The organism is Roseateles oligotrophus, from assembly GCF_025717515.1.
Lineage (GTDB): Bacteria > Pseudomonadota > Gammaproteobacteria > Burkholderiales > Burkholderiaceae_C > Paucibacter_A > Paucibacter_A oligotrophus.
Genome location: NZ_JAJIRN010000001.1, coordinates 138857 through 155589, shown reverse-complemented (window position 1 = coordinate 155589; position 16733 = coordinate 138857). Strand labels below are relative to the sequence as shown.

The window sequence follows — 16733 nt, the reverse complement described above, 5'->3', positions numbered from 1 at the left end:
AACAGATCGAAACGGGTCGCCGCAGGCACTTGGGCTCGGCCTTGCCTGAAAATCAAGCCCTCTTCACTGCGATGCCTCCATGCAACGTACAGCCCCCGATCGCGCCATTCGCCATGCGCGCACCTTGCTGCTGGTGCTGGCGTTTGCTGCACAGCCGGCATTCGCACAACCGAACTCGGAACCCAAGCCGGATGGCGCTGGCCTCAAAGAGTTGCGCACGCTCGGCGGCATCAGCGAATACCGTCTGAGCAACGGTCTGCAAATACTCTTGATGCCCACACCGAAACACTCGCTCACTCGGGTGACGATGACCTACCGCGTCGGCAGCCGGCATGAGGGTCCGGGCGAAGCCGGCATGGCGCATCTGCTTGAACATGTGACCTTCAGGGGCACCCAGGATGCCCCCGATCTGGCGGCCGAAATGCAACAGATGCAGGTGCGCTGGAACGGCACCACCACCATGGACCGAACCAATTATTTCAGCTGGTTCAACCCGGACCCGAGTACGCTGGCACGGGTGTTGAAGCTGGAGGCCTCGCGCATGCGGGGCGCGCGCCTGAGCGAGCAGGACTTCGCGAAAGAAAAGCCCATCGTGCTCAACGAGATGGGTTTGCGTGGCGGCCAGATTGCCCAGCAATTGCATCAAGCCCTGCAGGCCAGCGCCTATCGACAGCACCCTTACGGCCGTCCGGTGATCGGCTTCACACCGGACATTGAGGCGCTGTCGCTGCAGCGCCTGCGCGGTTTTTACGAACGCCATTACCAAGCCCACAAGGCGGTGCTGATGATCTCGGGCGCCTTCGATTCGGCCCAGGCGCTGAGCGCCGTAGTCGACGCTTTTGGAGCGCTGCCGGACTCGGCTCAAACAAGCTCATCGCCCGAGCAGGAAGCCCCGCCGGAGCCACCCCAGCAAGCACCCAGGCTCAGCACCCTGCACACCTCGCAAACGGCGCTGGCCGTGGCCTACCGCACGCCCGGCATGGCGCACCCGGATGCGCCGGCGTTGATGGTCTTGAGCCAACTGCTGCTGGGAGTCAGCCAGCGGCTGATGCAAGACCCGGCCTGGCCCGGTCGGGCGCTGCTGATGAACGGCATGCCGATCTCGCGCGACCCCAATCTGCTTGGCCTGGGCTTGCTCTTGCCCAATAGCGCCAGCGACCAGGCCTCGGCCCGCCGCGAGCTGGAGCAGTTTGAAGAACGCTGGCTGAATGAGCTGGGCCAGTTCATCGACCCGCAACGCATGGGCGACGCGCTGGTGCGCCGGGTGGCGGTGGGCAGCGCCGCCCAGCTGAAGAGCCAGTTGCAGGACCCCGACGCCGCCGCTCAACTGATCAGTCACGCCATCGGTGCCGGCGACTGGCGGCTGCCCTTCAAACTGCTCGACGCCCTGCCCGAGCTGCGCGCCTACGATGTGCGCAAGGTGGCCGCCAACTATGTGCGGGCGGAGAACCGCAGCGTCGCGCGCGGCGTCACCGATGCCAGCATTCGCAACGCCGAATCGGGCGAAGCGCCAAGGGGTTTGTTGGCGGGTCTGTTCGCCAAAGCGGCCGAGGTGCAGGTGGTCACCGACCCCTCATCAGGGCTGGAGAAGATCAAATCGGGTGGGGCCATGCTCGGTGGCCAGCAAAGCCCGGCCGAGCGTTTCGATGCGGACCCGGCCGCGATCGAATCGCGCGTGCAACGCCTGCGCTTGAGCAGCGGCATGCAGTTGGCCCTGCTGCCCAAGCCCAGCGCCAACGAGCAGGTCAGCCTGCTGCTGTCGCTGCGCTGGGGCAGCGCCGATGAAATGGCCGGTCAGCAAGGCTGGCGGCCGCTCGCCGCGATGTTGGAGGACGGTGCGGCCAAGCATTCGGCGGCCGACATCCAGCGCCTGCGCCAGCAATTGCAGGCCGACATCCGCATACAAAGCGGGCCGCAGGGTTTGCAGCTGCAGTTGCAAACCCGCAAAGCCAGCCTGCTGCCCGCGCTGGAACTGCTGCGCGACCTGCTGCGCCGGCCGACGCTGTCGGATGCCGCCTTCGAGCGTGTGCGCAAAGCGACATTGGCGAATTTGGAGGCGGCCGCGCGCGCGACCGCCGGTTCGGTGCAGGACAGGCTGCGCCGCTATCTGAATCAGCAGCAAGGCTTGGCGCCGGATGCCGCCGACTACCAACAATCGGCCGAAGAGTTGCTGCAAATCTGGCGCGGTCTGGATGCTCAGCAGGTGCGTGACTTTCATGCGCGATTCTGGTCGGCCAATCAAGCGCAGATCGCCGTCGTCGGCAATCTGCCCGATCAGCTGAGCGCCCGCCTGGAGACGCTTTTCGGCGATTGGCAAGGCCTCGCGGCACCGACCTTTGTGCGGCAGCGGCAGGCCCATAGACCGGTGGCGGGCGCACGCTTCATCGCGGTGAGCCAGCAACAAGCGGCAGAGGGCGCGGCCAGCGTCGCCATGCAGCAAGACCTGGCCCTCACGCAGCAGTCGATTGATTACCCGGCCCTGCTCTTGGGCACCCGCTTGCTGGCAGGTGACGGCGCCTCCGCCAGCGGCTCGCGTCTGGCCGAGCGGCTGCGCCAGCAGGATGCGCTCAGCTACAACATCAGCGCCAATTTGCGCGTGCCCAACCATCCGGCCGATGATGCCGCCCGCTTCAGCCTGCAAGCCAGCAGCGCCCCGGCCAGCGCCTTCAAGGTCGAGACGGCGCTGCAAGAAGAAATCACCCGTTTGCTCAGCTTCGGGCCCAGCGCAGCCGAATTGGAGCGGGTGCGCCGGCAACTGCTGGCCGACCGACGCCAGCAGCGCGGCCAGGACGCCCATCTGGCCGCAGCGCTGCTGGCGCATTTCGATCTGGACATGAACTTCATCAGCCAGCAAGCGGCCGAGGACGCGGCGCTGGAGGCAGCCAGCCCGGAGCAAGTCTTGCAAGCGCTGCGCCGCGCATTACGGCCACGGCAATGGGTCGTCTTGATCAACGGAGTCTTGAGCGCCGAACCCTGAGCGAGGCACAGGCCCGAGCATGACGAATGCCTGAGCGCTGCGGGCGCGGCACAATGGCGGGGCTCGCCGGACCCGTATCGGCGCAACATCAAAACCGCCACAAGCGAAGAGACCGCCCATGAAATTGACCGCCATCGCCCTTGCCGCAGCGACCCTGCTGCTGCTCAGCAACGCACAAGCCGCCACAGCCGCCCCGACCAAACCAGTCGCCAGTGCCGCCAGCAAGGCCAGCACGCAGCAATGGGACCTGACCCAGCTCTACGCCGATGACGCCAAATGGGAGGCCGAGCGCCTCGCCATCATGGCCGAATTCCCCAAGCTCAAGGCGATGCAAGGCAGCTTGGGCCAAGGCGCGCAGAGCCTGCTGGCCGGCATGGACTTGATGTCGGCGCTGCAGCGCCGCCTGTCGCGCCTGCAGTCCTATTCCAGCATGAAGGCGGACGAGAACACCCAGATCACCGCCAACCAGGCGCGCAGCCAGTTGGGCGACCAGATCTACAACCAATATGGCGAGGCGACCTCGTTCGTCAACGCGGAAGTGGCTGCCATTGGCCGCAGCAAGGTCGAGGGCTTCATCGCAGCCGAGCCGGGCCTGGCCAAGCACAAGCAAACATTGCAGACCATTCTGCGCATGGCCGAGCACACCTTGAGCCCCAAGGAAGAAGCGCTGCTCGCCGCCGCCAGCGAGACCTTGCAGCAACCGGGTCAGATCTATACCTTGCTGACCAACGCCGATCTGCCCTGGCCCAAGATCAAGATTCGCGGCAAGGAGGTGGTGCTCGATCAAGAACAATACGGCGCCCATCGCTCCGACCCCGATCCGAAGGTACGCAAGCAGGTCTTCGACGCCTTCTGGCCGACCTACAAAAACTATGAGCGCACGATTGGCGCCGTCTACGCGGCCAATTTGCGCGGCACGGTATTCAACGCCAAGGCGCGCAAATACCCGAGCAGCGTGGCGATGGCGCAGGCCGAGTACAACATCCCGGAGGCCGTCTATCTGACTCTGGTGCAAGAAGCCAATGCCGGCCTGCCGACGCTGCACCGCTACCTGAGCTTGCGCAGCAAGGTGCTGGGTTTGAAGCAAGCCGGCTACCAGGACATGTATGTGCCGCTGGCCAAGCCCTCGGGCACCTACACCCAAGCCGAGGCGGAGGCCTTGACCTTGGCCGCATTGAAGCCACTGGGCGAGGACTACACAAACCAGCTCGGCGCCGCCTTCAAGCAGAACTGGATGCATTCGCAGCCACAGCGCGGCAAGCGCTCGGGCGCCTATATGAACGGCTCGGCCTACGATGTGCACCCCTATCTCTTGATGACTTACAACGGCGACTACAACAGCGTCTCGACGCTGGCGCATGAGTGGGGCCACGCGATGCACACGGTCTACTCGAACTCGCAGCCCTACGAGACTTCGGGTTATGCGACCTTCATCGCCGAGATCCCGTCCACCGCCAACGAGCTGCTGCTGGCCGACCATATGGTCGCCAACGCCAAGACCCGCGACGAGAAGATTTTTGCGCTCAGCCAGCAGCTGGAAAATCTGCGCGCCACTTTCTTCCGTCAGGCCATGTTTGCCGAGTTCGAGTTGGCCGCGCATGCCGCGGTCGAGAAAGGCGAGCCGATCACCGGCGAGGGCCTGAGCAAGATCTATCTGGATCTGCTCAAGCGCTATCACGGTGACGCCAAGGGCGTGGTCAAGATCGATGATATCTACGGCATCGAGTGGGCCTATATCCCGCATTTCTACCGCGACTTCTATGTCTATCAATACGCCACCTGCATCAGCGCTGCGGCCTTTTTTGCCGAGGGCATTGGCAACGGTGACACCGATCTGCGTGCGCGTTACTTCGCCATGCTGAAGGCCGGCAACTCCGCCGACCCTTATCCGCTGACCCGCGCCGCCGGCCTGGATCTGGCCTCACCGGAGCCCTACCGCGCATTGGTACGGCGAATGAACCGGGCCATGGATCAGTTGGAAACCTTGCTGGCCGAGAAAAAGTAAGCCGTCAGAGGCCAACACAAGCTCCGCGGCAAAGACCGGCCTACAACGGCCGGTTTCGTCGTGATCTTGATGAGTCCGACGAACTGGGCGATGCGGCCGAGCTCAAGCGGATTCGCTGCCTGACCCTGGTGTGCTGCCCCTTGGTCGGCGTGGCCTGGGCGGGCGCGGCTTGACTGCTTGCTCTGCTGCGGGTTTTGCCGCTGGCCTCATCGCGCAATTTAGCGCGCAGCAACTTGACCGCAGCCTGCTTGCGCAGCAAAGCCTGCGTTAAGTGAAAGAGCCCAAACAAGAGCAGCGCCGTGATCGCCCAGGGTTTGATATCTTCGATCAACTGTTCGGTCAACAGCGCGATCCGCCAGGCGCCCAAGCGACGCTCCTCTTCGGACAGCGGGCGCCCCGTCGAGCCCATGGTCTGATCTCGAGCAGACTTGGCCTCATCGAGGCGACGCACCAATCTCGCTTGCTCGGCTTCGCTCTCGGCCTGTGAATTCTTGAAATAATCGCCGGTGATTTGATGCAACTCGCCGCGCAGATCCTTCAAGACATTCTTGACCTCGGCGGATATCAGCATATTGTCCTTGGCTCCGCCACCGAACAGATCCTGCTCGGTTCGGCTGCTGGGCCGCAGACCGGTGCCGTGAACCAACTCACCCTTGGCCAACACCGTCTCGAACTCGGCGCCGGGCTGCTTGGTCAAATCCGCAAGCGAGGGGCTGTTAGCGATTACTGCGACGCCCGCCTCCGGCTTCGGCGGCTGCCCCTGCAATGAGCTCGCCTGAGCATGCTCGGCCCCGAGTTGTTGCTCCCATTTCTGTTGATCTTGCTCCAGCGGCGGCACCACGGGCGTGGCGAAGGCGGCCGTATCCGCAAGCAGATAAGCCAAGCAAAGCCAGACCGTTTTGTTATTCATCACGCAGATATACAGCTCTATGCAGGCGTTCAGGCCCGGACAGGATTCTAAGAGAACCAAGCAACCCTCTTGCCGAGCCCCCACCCCCTAAATCGGCTTGCTCGTTCAGCTCAGGGTCGTATACTGTATAAAAATACAGCTACCAGCAAGCCATGTTTGCCGCCGACCCCATACCGCCACCACCTTCGTCCGCCGCCGCCAACAGCGCAAGGCTGGACGCGCTGCTGCAAGCGCGGGTCTGGCGCGCCAGCAGTTTGGGCAGCAGCCACAGCATGTGCGTTGGCAGTGGCTTTTCCGCCTTGGACGCCGAGTTGCCAGGTGGCGGTTGGCCAACGCAAAGCTTGAGCGAGATCCTCAGCGACAGCGTGGCCACCTTGGAATGGCGCTTGCTGGCACCGGCCTTGCGCTTGCTGCTTCAGACCGAGGCCGGCAAGCCGCCCGCTGCAAGCGGCAACAAAAAAAAAGCCGGCCGGGGCGCCGCCAGTCGGCTCAGCGCCACACACCCCGAGCGCCCGCTCTTGCTGATCAACCCACCGCTGGCCCCGCATCTACCCGGCTTGCAACGCGCGGGGCTGCAGCCCCAGCGCCTGATCTGGGTCGCGCCGCAGACGCCGGCCCAGCAACTCTGGGTGCTGGAGCAAGCGATCAAGGCCAATGCCAGTGCCGCCATCCTGGCTTGGCTGCCCAACGCAGCGCCCGAACAAATCCGCCGCCTGCAAAGCTGCGCCCAGCTGATGGATGCGCCGATCTTCCTGTTCCGCCCGCTCGCCGTACAAACACAGTCCTCGGCCGCACCCTTGCGCCTGTGCGTCAGCGCCGGGCCGGGCTGGACGCTGCAACTGCACATCCTCAAGCGCCGCGGTCCGGTGCATGAGGGACTCTTGAGCCTGCCGGCCATGCCGGCCGACTTGGCGCAGGTGCTGACCCCGCGGATGCTGGGCCTGGCGCTGCCACGGGCTCAACATCCTGGCCCTATCGCCGTGGAGGCTCGCCATGCATTGGCTCGCCCTGCTACTCAGCCCGCCAACCAGCTGCGATGAGCAACAGGGCTGTGCCGCAGCACCGGACCAAACCCAGCAAGCGCTGGCCTGGTGGGCACTGCAGTTCAGCCCCAAGGTCGCGCGCCTGGAAGATGCGGTGGTGCTGGAGGTCCATGCCTGCCTGCGCCTATTCCGCGGCGCCGACGCGCTGCACGCGCGAGTGCGCGACGGCGCCGCCTCATCCGGCCTGGCATTGCAAGCCCTTGCCTGGGCTCCGACCAGCCTAGCCGCGCTGGCCCTGGCCCGCGCCGCCGTCAGCGACGGCTTGAGTCGACCCATAACTCAAATTCTCGACGGCCTGCCCTTGCACTGCCTGAGCGCCGTGCAAGCGCATGCGCCGATGCTGGCGCGGCTGGGCTGCCGCACGCTGGGCGATGTGCGGCGGCTGCCGCGTGCCGGCCTGAGCCGGCGCTTCGGCAAGGCGCCGCTGCAAGCCCTCGACCAGGCGCTGGGCCTGCTGCCCGAGGCTCATGCCTGGCTGCAGGCACCGGCCGAGTTCGAGGCCAGGCTGGAGCTGCCGCAGCGGGTCGAGAACGCGCAGCTGCTGCTGCAGTTCGTGCGCCAACTGCTCTTGCAGTTATGCGCCTGGCTGGCGGCACGCCATGCTGGCATTCAGGAACTGACCCTGCACTGGGATCACGACGCGATGCGCGCCCGCGACGCCGGCAGCGGCGGCGCCTTGAGCATCCGCACCAGCTGTTGCACGCGCGACTTCGGCCACCTCTCGCGCCTGCTGGCCGAGCATCTGGCGCAGCTGACGCTGGCCGCGCCGGCCGGCGAGATCCGCCTGCAAGCGGGCGAGGTGCTGGCGATGGAAGAACTCAGCGCCAGCCTGCTGCCGGCCGCCCCCGACCAGGCCCATGAGCCGCTGACCCAATTGCTGGAACGCATCTCGACTCGTTTGGGTCCGGAGCGGGTGCGCTGCGGTCATTTGCTGGCAGACCACAGGCTGGAGGCGATGCAGCATTGGCAGGCCTGGGCGGACAGCGGCACGGCGCCCAAAATGTCCCAGCCGCCGCGCGGCCCCGCCACCGCGCAGCCGACCTGGTTGCTGAGCCCTCCGCTGCGCCTGGCGGTGTACCAAGACAGGCCGCAGTACCAGCAGGCGCCGCTGCAATTGCTGGCCGGGCCGCAGCGCATCGAGGGCGGCTGGTGGCAGCTCAGCGCGGCCTTGCCGAATGGCCACGCCCAGGTGCAGCGCGACTATTTTCTTGCGCTGAGCGCCGGCCACCTCGTGCTGTGGGTGTTTCAGCAGCGCTTGTCCGAGTTCGAGCATGGCTGGTTTCTGCATGGGGTGTTTGCCTGATGATCGGTTTGAGTGCTTATGCCGAGCTGCATGCCTTGAGCAACTACACTTTTCTGCGCGGCGCCTCGACGCCGGCCGAGCTGGTGGAGCGCGCTCATGCGCAGGGTTATGCCGCCTTGGCCCTGACCGATGAATGCTCGCTGGCCGGCGTCGTGCGCGCCCACGTTGCCGCAAAAGCATGTGAGCTCAAGCTGATCATTGGCGCCGAATTCAGCATTCAAGGCGAGGACGACCAACCCCTGTTCAAGCTCTTGGTCCTAGCGCGCCATCTGAACGGCTATGGCAATCTCTGCCAGTTCATCACCGAGCTGCGCCGCGCCGCCGACAAGGGCACGTACTGCCTGCGCTGGTCGCAATTGCGGCCGGCGGCCTTGGCCGATTGTTTGTTCATCGCCCTGCTGCCGCGCGAGGCCAGCGACGCACAACTGCTCGCCCCGGCGCGCTGGCTGCTGCAGCATATGCCGGGCCGCGCCTGGTTAGGTGTCGAGTTGCTGCGCGAACTGGGCGATGAGGTCTGGCTGCAGCGGATGCGTGCGCTGGCTGAGCAAACCGCCCTGCCCTTGGTCGCCTGCGGTGATGTGCATATGCACCGGCGCTCGCGCAAGCCGCTGCAGGATGTGATGACCGCGACGCGCCTGAACAGACCGATCGCCGCATGCGGCTTTGAGCTGCAGCCTAACGCCGAGCGCCATCTGCGCAGCCGCCTGCGCCTGGCCCAGCTCTACCCGGCCGAGCTGCTGGCCGAGACCCTGGTGGTGGCGGGCATGTGCAATTTTTCGCTCGACGAGATCCGCTACCAATACCCCAGCGAGGTGATCCCCGCCGGCAGCACCGCGACCGACCATCTGCGCGCGCTGACCGAGACCGGCGCCGCGCGGCGCTGGCCCAATGGGTTAACGAGCAAACTGCGCGCACAAATCGAACATGAGCTGGGCCTGATCAAGGAACTCGGCTACGAGCATTACTTTCTCACCGTGGCCGACATCGTGCGCTTCGCGCGCGGCCGCAAGATTCTCTGCCAGGGCCGTGGCTCGGCCGCCAACAGCATCGTCTGCTTTTGCCTGTTCATCACCGAGGTGGACCCGGCGCGCAGCAGCATGTTGTTCGAGCGTTTCATCAGCCGCGAGCGCAATGAGCCGCCCGATATCGATGTGGACTTCGAACATGAGCGGCGCGAGGAAGTCATCCAATACCTGTACCGCAAATACGGCCGCGAGCGCGCCGCGCTGACCGCCGTCGTCATCAGCTACCGGCCGCGCAGCGCGATCCGCGACGTCGGCCGCGCCTTAGGGCTGGACGAGACCTTGGTCGAAAAGCTCGCCAAAGACCACAGCGGCTGGAGCGAGGAAAGCCTGCCGGATGAGCGCCTGCAAGCTTTGCAGATCGAACTGGGCCTGGACCCGCAGGACTTGCAGCTGCGCCAGCTGGTACGCCTGAGCCGCCAGCTGATGGGCATGCCGCGCCACCTCAGCCAGCATCCCGGCGGCTTTGTGTTGACCGAGGGGCCGCTGTCACGGCTGGTGCCGATCGAGAACGCCAGCATGGCCGAGCGCACGGTGATCCAGTGGGACAAGGACGATATCGACGCGCTCGGCCTGATGAAGGTCGACGTGCTGGCGCTGGGCATGCTGAGCGCGCTCAAACGCAGCTTCGACCTCATCAGCAGCCTGCGTGGCAAGCCCTTCGGCATCAAAGACGTCCCCGAAGGCGATGTGCCCACCTACGACATGATCTGCAAGGCCGACACCATCGGCGTGTTCCAGATCGAGTCGCGCGCGCAGATGTCGATGCTGCCGCGCCTGAAGCCGCGCTGCTTTTACGACCTGGTGATCGAGGTGGCGCTGGTGCGCCCCGGGCCGATTGCCGGCGGCATGGTCCACCCCTATTTGAAGAACCGCGCGCTGCCACCCGAACAGATCAAATATCCGAAGGACGAGTTGCGCGCGGCGCTGGAGCGCACCTGCGGCATCCCGATTTTCCAGGAGCAGGTGATGCAGGTGGCGATGATCGCCGCCGGTTTCAGCGCCGGCGAGGCCGATCAGTTGCGGCGTGCAATGGCGGCCTGGAAGCGGCCCGGCGACCTGGCCCGCTTCCACGAAAAAATCCTCACCGGCATGAGCGCGCGCGGCTATCAGGACGAATTCGCCGAGGCGATCTTTCGCCAGATCAAGGGCTTTGCATCCTACGGTTTCCCCGAATCCCATGCGGCCAGTTTCGCGCTGCTGACCTATGTGTCCTGTTATGTCAAACGGCATGAGCCGGCGGCGTTTTTATGCGCCTTGCTGAACTCGCAACCGCTGGGCTTTTACACCCCCAGCCAGTTGGTGCAGGATGCGCGCCGGCACCAGATCGAGGTGCGTGCGGTCGATGTCAATGAGAGCGAGCGCCTGAGCACGCTGGAGCTTCGCGACGGGTTTAAACAGCCGGCGGTGCGCCTGGGTCTGCAGCTGATTTCGGGGCTCAGTAACGCTGCGGCCGAGCGGATTGAAGCCGCCCGCAGCGCCCACCCCTTCAGCGACGCGCAAGACCTGGCCCTGCGCGCCGAGCTGGACCAGCAAGACATGCAGCAACTCGCCGCCGCCGATGCGCTGATGTCGCTGGCCGGCCAGCGCCGCCAGCAGGTCTGGCAGGCCTCGGCGCTGCGTGCGCATCCGCGCTTGTTGCAGGGCTCATTCAGCGCGGATGAGGACTTGGACCTGCCGGCCGCGCCCGAAGGCGAAGAAGTGATCTGGGACTACGCCGCCTTGGGCCTGACGCTGCGCAGCCATCCGCTCAAGCTCTTGCGCCCGCGCCTGGCCAAGCTGGGCCTCAAGAACTCCGAACAACTGCAGCATTGGCCGAACGGCCGCAAGGCGCATGCCTGCGGCATCGTCACCGTGCGCCAGCGCCCGCAGACCGCCAATGGCACGCTTTTCATCAGCCTCGAGGACGAGAGCGGCAGCGTGCAGGTGATCGTCTGGCCCGCTGTGTATGCGGAGCACCGCCGCGTCGTGCGCGCCGCAAGGCTCTTGGCCGTGCACGGGGTCTGGCAGCATGAAAACGGCGTACGCCATCTTGTTGCGCGCAGCTTCGACGACTTGACGCCGCTCTTGGGCCGGCTGGGGCTGGAGCGGAGTCGGGATTTCAAGTGAGGTGGCGGGTGCGACTGCTCGGTAACGATCGCCTATTTCAACAAGGCACCCGGCCCGAATTGATATTGCTTCAGCCTTAAATTCAGATGCTTGCTATAGGGTCGAAAGTCGAGCTTGCCTATGCCTCCCTCGAAACGACTCAGGAAGCGCGTCGCTTCCGGCTTGCTGAAGAGCATGAACATCGGCCGCTCCAGTTCGAGGCCTTCGTCGCTGAAGTCGCGGCCTTGGGCATGGTCGTAAATCATCACCAAGGCCCAGGCACCGGTCATGAAATGGCCGCCGGCCAGCGCCGCGAAGCGCCCGTCTATGCGTGCCTGCATCGCCTCTGTCGAGGTGTTGATGGCCGACACCAGCATGTCCCGACCGGGTTTGCGCTCACGGGACTCCAGGGCCTCAAGGGCGCCAAAAGCCATCAGATCACTGGCGGCCCAGAGCAATTGGGCCTCCGGATAGCGCTGCAGCAGGCCTTGCGTCTTCTCCTTGGCCAGATCGCGACGCCAGTCGCCAAAGGCTTGCTCCTTCAACTCGACCTGCGGATTCTCGGCAAGGGCCTGGCGGAGGCCTTCATTGCGCTGAATCGAGACCGGGGTTGAACGGTCACCGGCCAGCGCCAGCATGTGCAACTTGCCATCTGCGGCCAGGCGTTTCTCGGCCAGACCTTGCTGAATCAGCGCACGGGCGGTCAGGTAGCCGGCATCGCGAGCGCGCGGCTCCAGGCTGCCCAGCAGCAGCGGCAGGCCCTTGCGCGGCGCCCATTGCGCCCGTTCCTGCGGCAGCAGGCCACTGTAGGCGGCAAAGGTCTTGATCCCGGCTGCGCCCAGAGCTTGCGCGCTTTCAACCAGGGTTCCTTTTTCGTTGACCAGGATCACATAGTCGGGTCGCTTCGCGGCGGGTCGCTGGGCAATCTCCTGTGCGATCTCCAACGCTCGCTTCGGCTCACGTTCGGCGTAGAGAACTTCCAGTCTGATGCCGAGGCTGTCGGCGGCGGACTGCATGGCTTGGCTGGAGGCCAACCAGAAGGCCTCGTTCGAACGGCCCGGATTGACAAAGGCTACGTTCAAGGCGATTGCCCAAGGTGCCGCCAATTGCAGCAGCAAGACTAGCAGGCCGGCGCGCAGTGTTCGCATACAGGGCGGATCCTTGGTCGGACGTGGGAGAAACCCATTGTCACGCAATTGACGCTGCCAAATTTCGGCGGAGTGACGGCACTGGCCGAGAACTGAGCCCACTTTTCGGTGAGCCATGCAGACCAACCCGCAGCGCTCAATCAGCGGAACGCCGCCCTACCCCCAGTTGTTTCTCCAACCCCTCGGGGGGCTGGCGCAAAACGACAGGCCTGCGGGTCTCCCAATGCAAGGCCGCATTCTTGATAGCACTTTCAAAAACCGATGAATTTGGTTCTGTGCTTAGGCATAGACCGCAGGGACACCAAGTGGCGTCGCGAGGATTTGCAACGACGACATGGGGGGGGGGGGCACCGATGATGTTCTACGTGCCGCCAAGCTTGCAAAACCACACCAAAACTGGCCCATCCAAATGTCGGCAGAGCTTGCTCAGATGGGCCACTTAAGGAGCGATGCCAATATCCAGACTCCCACATACAAGGGTATTCCACATGGACGGCCTTTTCGTTTGCTCATATCGTTCGGCAATCATGAAAGCGCTTTCAGAAACCGCTTTCATGATTAGGGTGACCAGCCGCAGTGAATCGGCCTTGCCCCGTTTCTGGAAATCAATCCCACCCCCAAAAAACCAAGGAAGAGACATGAAGAATTTGAAGATGAACCTGGTCGCCCCCCTCTTGTTCGCAACTTTGGCTGTTGGTCTGGTCAATGCCGCCGGAGCAGCCACAAGCAACGGTTTCGCCAACGGCGGGTTTGAAACGGCCAATAGCGCCGCCAATCCGCCCGGCGACGCGACCTACTTCGCCCAAGGCTGGTTAGCAGCCCCCACCGGCAACCCCGCCATGTGGTCGACCGATGCTCACAGCGGCTCACATTCGGCCCTGCTCACCAATCCGAACGGTTTCGGTGGCTCGACCCTGTTCCAGAACTCGATGGACCACGGCGGTCTGTTGGCACTGGACGCGGCCAATATCGGTACCAGCCCGAGCTTGAGTTTCTGGGCCAAGGGCGATGTGAGCGAAACAGGCAATGTCTTGTTCGCCTTGCGATATTTGAGTGCTGACGGCAGCATCCTCGGCACCAGCGGCAATCAGTTCTTCCAAAACAGCCTCAGCACCAGCAATTGGTCGCAGATCACGTACCAAGGCGGCGTCATACCTGCCGGTACGGTGGCGCTATTCCTGGAAATGAACACAGCCGTCGGCCCTTTGCTCAGCAATCGCCAGAACGCGGTCTTGATCGATGACATCAATCTGAGCGTGATTGCTGCAGCCGTGCCGGAGCCGCAGACCTATGCCCTGATGCTGGCTGGCCTGGGCATACTCGGCGCCGCAGCGCGCAGGCGTCGCGCCTAGGAGCCCCGGACCTGTCGCTTCGCCCCCGCCCTCTCCCCGAGGGCTGGCGAAGCGATTTGAGAATCTGCGCGGCAGAAAAGCGGCGATGGCAATTTGTGCCGGGTTTGCGGCCTCATAGCTCTGCTGTGCGGCAACAAGATGGTTCATTCGACGTCGTCCAACTTCTTGCAAATATTGATCCGCCTTGGCCCCTTGCCTGCGGACTCTTCTCCGGAGATATCGGTATGAAATTCGAAATCCAAGGACACTTGAAAATTCCCGTCCTGCTCTTGCTGAGCGGACTGGCTACTCATGTCCATGCCTCAGGCACCGTCGTGTTGGACTCCTTCGGCCCCGGCGATGCGGTCGAAGGCTGGCCGACACAGCTTTACCAAGACGGCTCGGGCCGCCAAGACGTAGCCATCCCCTTCACTCTGAGTGTTGCAACGTCGATCGAATCCATTCTCACGTCCATCGATGGCTTGGGCGGAGTCACCGTAGGCATCATGGCCAAGCAAGGCGCTGTGCCGTCCGCCTCCGCATGGCTTTACAGCAGCCACCTGGACAACCCGGTAGCCAATTCCATGCTTACGCCCGGAGCTTGGACGCTGGCCGCCGGCAACTACTGGCTGGCGGCCATCGCCGACAACGGCTTCTCGGGTTCCTGGCAAAGCGGCACCGATGTGCCCACCGTCAATTGGGCCTACACATCGAACGCAGGCGCCTGGCAAGAAGTAACCAGCCAATTCATCGGACTGCCGGCCGCCCGCATCACGGTCAGCGCCGTGCCGGAACCGGCCAGCTACGCCCTGATGTTGGCCGGAGGCTTGCTGATTGCTACGGCCCTGCGGCGCCAAAACCGCAAAGCGGTAGGCGCCCCATTGAACTCCTGCACGCAAGGATGAACCCGATGAATCGCCAAGAAAACTCACCAGCCTCTTGGGCACAGCGCCACTTGCTGCAAGCCTTGCTCGGCGGCGCGCTGCTGAGCTGCAATGTCGGCAGCTTCGCCAGCGTGACCAGCCCCGTCATTGGCAAGCTGCTTTGGTCCGAAGAGTTCAACGCAGCCAGCCTGGACACCAGCGTCTGGACCGCAACAAACGGCAATGGCTGCCAGATCAACCTCTGCGGTTATGGCAACCAGGAACTGCAGTTCTATAGCCCCAACAATCTCAGTATTGCCAACGTGCCATTCGAGCCGGGCACTCGAGCACTGGCCATCACCGCGCTGCGCCAGAACATCGGCGGCAACGCCTTCAGCTCGGGCAAGCTCGACACGTCCGGCAAGGTGCAGGTTCAGTACGGAATGATCGAGGTCCGCATGGCCACGCCGCAGGTAGGCATCGGGCTGTGGCCGGCCGCATGGCTCTTGGGCGTCAGCCCGCAGGTTTGGCCACGCAACGGCGAAATCGACATGATGGAAATGGGCGGCAAGCTCCCGGCCGGATTGCCATCGATTTCGCCCGACCAATTTGTGGGCTCCAACGTCATCACCTTCCAGCAAGCCGCCTGCGTGCCGGGCAACGAAAGCTGCGCCGGTTCGACCTCTTGGCAGACCCGCAACTGGTACACACCAAGCCGATCACTGGCGAACCGTTTCGTCACCTACCGCCTGTACTGGACGGAGTCGCAGATGCGCTTCAGCGTACTCGACAACGGGCGTGAGTACGATATGTACAAGAGTCCGCTCGCGGTCAACTCGCCCTCCCTGCAAGCGCCGTTCTACATGTTGCTGAACATGGCCGTGGGAGGCAACTTCACGCCCGCCGCAACGGCGGCCCAGGTGACAGCGCCCCTGCCGGGCACGATGTATGTGGACTATGTGCGCATATACGAGCTGGACGGCAAGGGCGAGGTCAAGCTCGGCCTGCAGAGCCAGCCCGAAGTCGGCAAATTCGGCGTCTTCACAGATTTAACGCTGGTCAACAACAAGCAGGTGCCGGGCGTATCGTCCGACATCTTCGTCTGGAACAACCTTGCCGCCGGCGACATCCCTCCGTTTGAGGGCGGCGGCGTGTTGGCTTGGCGTTATGTAACGCCAGGACAGTGGTTTGGCGGTAGCGTGCAGTCCAAGCAATTGCATGACATGACAGGATTTCGCAACGGGCAGATCAAGCTGAAAATCAAGATCCCGGCCAACGTTGCCTTCAAGGTGGGCATTCAAGACAACTTCACCAATCAGAACGCGGTCACTTTCCCGGCCAACACAAGCGCCTACGGTCTGCTGCGAGATGGTGAATGGGGTACGGCCACCATCCCGGTCGCTGAAATTGCCGGACCCAAGGTGGCCCTGCAAGCGATGTTGGACATGTTCCAAATCTACAGCGTCGATGGTGCCTTGCCGACAACCTCATTCCAGATGGCGATCGACGACATCATTTGGGACTCGGGCAGCACGAGCCTCAAGACCACCCAAGTGGCGCTGAAGAAGCTGTTGCCGGCGGGCTTGGCTTCAACGGCGTCCGCGCAGACCAGCCCTAGCAGTCTTGAATTTTCGGTCAGCTCGGCAGGCTGGGCGGATGTGCACTACACGGTCAATGGCGGGGAAACCCAGTCGGTGCGCTTGCGCCAAGACGGCACGGGCAGTCGCTATGCAGCAGGTGGACTCAAGAAGGGGGATGTCGTCGAATTCCGCTTCACTTACTGGGACAATATGCGTCAATTGGCGGTCGATTCGCCTTCCCGCAGCTTCACCATGAGGTAGCCCCTGCTCGCGCAGGATCCGGACTTGCATGCCCGGGGAAAGATCTCATCCAGGGATCTCTCCCCGTTGGCTTTGCTGGATTGTCAGCAGGCCACGCAGCCTGCGTCAATTGGCCAAGCCGATTGGCCGGCATGATGAAACCGGCCAGAGCGAGCGCCGTAAAAAAAGGGGCCCCCAACGGAAGCCCCTTTGCGTCAATTAC

Annotated in this window: 10 protein-coding genes; 8 read left to right on the top strand and 2 right to left on the bottom strand. The window is 63.8% G+C overall.

All coding sequences use genetic code 11. From position 1 onward, the window contains the following. The first annotated feature begins 79 nt into the window (after nt 1-79). A complete protein-coding gene (locus tag LNV07_RS00775; protein WP_263569273.1) occupies nt 80-2977 on the top strand; it encodes a M16 family metallopeptidase in 2898 nt (965 codons plus the stop codon). A gap of 118 nt (nt 2978-3095) precedes the next feature. Then, on the top strand, nt 3096-4982 hold the full coding sequence (pepF, locus tag LNV07_RS00770) for an oligoendopeptidase F (RefSeq protein ID WP_263569272.1): 1887 nt from the start codon (nt 3096-3098) through the stop codon (nt 4980-4982). Between the two features lie 40 nt (nt 4983-5022). On the opposite strand, the gene LNV07_RS00765 is transcribed toward pepF, so the two are convergent. Continuing rightward, nucleotides 5023-5892, bottom strand: coding sequence for a hypothetical protein (locus tag LNV07_RS00765; RefSeq protein ID WP_263569271.1), 870 nt, complete (start codon nt 5890-5892; stop codon nt 5023-5025). Between the two features lie 152 nt (nt 5893-6044). Between LNV07_RS00765 and LNV07_RS00760 the strand changes: the two genes are divergently transcribed. The 3 genes from LNV07_RS00760 to LNV07_RS00750 are packed head-to-tail and all read left to right on the top strand — an operon-like array spanning nt 6045 to nt 11369. Beyond that, nucleotides 6045-6932: a recombinase RecA gene (locus tag LNV07_RS00760; RefSeq protein ID WP_263569270.1), complete on the top strand. Its 888-nt coding sequence runs from the start codon at nt 6045-6047 to the stop codon at nt 6930-6932. Next, a complete protein-coding gene (locus tag LNV07_RS00755) occupies nt 6886-8238 on the top strand; it encodes a Y-family DNA polymerase (RefSeq protein ID WP_263569269.1) in 1353 nt (450 codons plus the stop codon). Before LNV07_RS00760 ends, LNV07_RS00755 begins: the two co-directional genes overlap by 47 nt. Next, nucleotides 8238-11369, top strand: a complete 3132-nt coding sequence (locus LNV07_RS00750; protein ID WP_263569268.1) for an error-prone DNA polymerase — start codon at nt 8238-8240, stop codon at nt 11367-11369. The genes LNV07_RS00755 and LNV07_RS00750 overlap by 1 nt, the downstream gene beginning before the upstream one ends. A 32-nt stretch (nt 11370-11401) precedes the next feature. On the opposite strand, the gene LNV07_RS00745 is transcribed toward LNV07_RS00750, so the two are convergent. Then, nucleotides 11402-12496, bottom strand: a complete 1095-nt coding sequence (locus tag LNV07_RS00745) for an ABC transporter substrate-binding protein (RefSeq protein ID WP_263569267.1) — start codon at nt 12494-12496, stop codon at nt 11402-11404. Nucleotides 12497-13134: 638 nt separating this feature from the next. On the opposite strand from LNV07_RS00745, the gene LNV07_RS00740 reads away from it, so the two are divergent. From LNV07_RS00740 to LNV07_RS00730, 3 genes are all read left to right on the top strand, one after another. Next, on the top strand, nt 13135-13848 hold the full coding sequence (locus tag LNV07_RS00740; RefSeq protein ID WP_263569266.1) for a PEPxxWA-CTERM sorting domain-containing protein: 714 nt from the start codon (nt 13135-13137) through the stop codon (nt 13846-13848). A gap of 224 nt (nt 13849-14072) precedes the next feature. Next, complete coding sequence (locus tag LNV07_RS00735) at nt 14073-14732, top strand: PEP-CTERM sorting domain-containing protein (RefSeq protein WP_263569265.1); 660 nt, start codon at nt 14073-14075, stop codon at nt 14730-14732. Between the two features lie 5 nt (nt 14733-14737). Beyond that, complete coding sequence (locus LNV07_RS00730; protein WP_263569264.1) at nt 14738-16531, top strand: glycoside hydrolase family 16 protein; 1794 nt, start codon at nt 14738-14740, stop codon at nt 16529-16531. Nucleotides 16532-16733: the final 202 nt, after the last annotated feature.